Origin of the sequence: Ruoffia halotolerans (assembly GCF_014049385.1) — a bacterium.
In the GTDB taxonomy this organism is placed as follows: Bacteria; Bacillota; Bacilli; order Lactobacillales; family Aerococcaceae; genus Ruoffia; species Ruoffia halotolerans.
In genome coordinates, this window is sequence record NZ_JACAOA010000064.1 from 1 (window position 1) to 1,647 (window position 1,647).

Sequence of the window (1,647 nt, forward strand, 5' to 3'; positions counted from 1 at the left end):
CTCCTCGTATAATAAGATTAGTCTTAAATGGCTAATCTTTTTTTACTATATTTGTCATTTAAGGCTGACTTAAACCTGTGACTCTTATGAGTTATAATTGTTTCGTATAGATAGAGGTCGTAGTTAAACTCCTTGAAGCTTCGTCTTCCTTTTAAAGACTGACGCCTCTTCTCTACGGACAGTATATGTATGAGCTGGATAGAACATTGTTTCTGAATCTCACACGAGGCTATATCGTCCATAGAGCTAAGAGGAGAACCCCTATCTGAATTTTTAATAGAAAGGTTGATTCGAATGTTTTTTGTAGGTATTGATATTGGGAAACGAAACCATGAAGCGGCGATTATTGATGAACAGGGAAAGCCTATAGGAAAACCTATTCGGTTTAGCAACACGAAAGCCGGCAGTGAAAAATTACTGCAATTCATCAATGACCATGACTTATTACCTGATAACTCCATGATTGGTTTAGAGGCTACTGGACATTATTGGCTTTCTGTATTCTCTTTTCTAACCGCTTTAGAATTTAATGTAGTTCCTTTCAATCCCATTCAATCCGATACTCTCCGCAACTTCTATATCCGCAAAACGAAAACTGATACCATCGATGCCGTATTAATCGCACAAGTGGTTCGGATGGATTTACCTGATCAAACGTATTTGCCTTCCGAAGATATTGTACGCCTAAAGCAATTATCCCGTTTCCGTTACAGCATCGTTGACCAAACTTCTGATCTCAAAAGAAAAGTGATTGCATCTTTAGACCAAGTGTTTCCAGAATACGAAACACTTTTTTCAGATATGTTTGGAAAGTCATCCACCCAACTGTTACTTCAATCCCCCTTGCCTGAAGATTTACTCGAGATTGACGCTCAGAAGTTGATTGATCTTCTTAATGAAGCCAGTAATGGCCGTTTAACCATTGAAAAATCAACCCAGAAAGTTCATCAATTAAGAGATTTAGCGCAAGATTCCTTTGGAATCCGAGTCGCAACCGATGTTTATAAACTTCAAATCCAATTATTACTTCAGCAGATTCTTCTTTTAGAAGAACAATTGAAAACAGTTGAAGATGAAATGGCTGAATTGGTTGCCGCCCAAGATCAATATTTAACCACGATTACGGGGATTGGCCCCGTTACAGCTGCTGTGATTCTCTCTGAAGTGGGCGACATTCATCGCTTTGAATGCCCTAATCAACTGCTTGCCTTTGCGGGTTTAGACGCTTCCGTTCATCAATCGGGTGACTTTACAGGTACGCGTAATAAACTCTCTAAACGAGGTTCTCCATATCTTCGACGAGCCATTTGGCAAGCGGCCTTTATCGCTTCGAATCGAGATCCTGCGCTGTCTCTTTATTATCAAAACTTACGAAAACGTGGAAAGCATCATGGAACAGCCGTTGGGGCTGTATGTCGGAAACTTGTCAATATTATCTTTGCGGTTTGGACAAAAGGAAAACCTTATGAAGTGCATATAAATCCTGACTTAAAAACTGATTGAGATTATTTTTTTGAATAGTTTTTTCAGGGTTTATTTGGGTTGCCTTTCTTTAAAAGCAATAACATAAATTCCTTCAAAATCACACTTCAGAATCACGTCCTAAACTTTCAATTTATTCCTTGACATCTTTATAGCTGGCTTTAA

The 1,647-nt window shown here is 38.6% G+C and carries 1 protein-coding gene; it reads left to right on the forward strand.

Going from position 1 to position 1,647, the window contains the following annotated elements; all coding sequences use genetic code 11:
* The first annotated feature begins 294 nt into the window (after positions 1-294).
* Positions 295-1,503, forward strand: a complete 1,209-nt coding sequence (locus HW423_RS10845) for an IS110 family RNA-guided transposase (protein ID WP_218931894.1) — start codon at positions 295-297, stop codon at positions 1,501-1,503.
* Positions 1,504-1,647: the final 144 nt, after the last annotated feature.